Genomic DNA, 487 nt, shown 5'->3' with positions numbered 1-487 from the left:
ATTCCGCATAGTTTGTTGCCGTCTGGGTCGCGAAAATAGGCAAGTTCGACTGTCCCCAGCGATGCGGTATTACGCGGGCCGGGCGGGGCTTCGATCGAGGTGCCACCGTTGGCGACCGCGGTATCATGAAGCTGCTTCACTTGTTCAAGCGAGTTGCACGAAAAGGCTACGGTGCTGCCGTTGGCGACGCTTGCCGGTTCGTCGTTAATCGGCTGGCTGACGATGAAATTGGTTCCGTTGCCATTATTATAGATTAGCCGTGTATGGCCGCTGTCGGCAATGTTCCGCGTCCCTTCGCCTGCCCCCAAAGTGGCGAGCACCGTGTCGTAGAAGCGCTTCGACCGTTCAATATCGTTCGATCCGACCATGGTATGAAAAAGCATGCGGGCTCTCCTTGCAGCTGATCGACTTCCGATCGCCACTAGCCTTCTCACCTAACCGGCCGTTAGGACGCGGTCACCCCCGGGTCGTCGAAATGTCCGCGATT

Annotated in this window: 1 protein-coding gene; it reads right to left on the bottom strand. The window is 57.5% G+C overall.

Annotated features, from left to right (window positions below; all coding sequences use genetic code 11):
- The coding region (locus IFT71_RS21105; protein ID WP_192143479.1) for a VOC family protein at positions 1-383 on the bottom strand (383 nt) is incomplete at its 3' end.
- Between the last annotated feature and the right edge of the window lie 104 nt (positions 384-487).

Origin of the sequence: Sphingomonas sp. CFBP 13733, from assembly GCF_014841795.1 — a bacterium.
GTDB lineage: Bacteria > Pseudomonadota > Alphaproteobacteria > Sphingomonadales > Sphingomonadaceae > Sphingomonas > Sphingomonas aerolata.
Note: the sequence above shows the minus strand (reverse complement) of the source record. Positions and strands in the feature narration are given on the sequence as shown.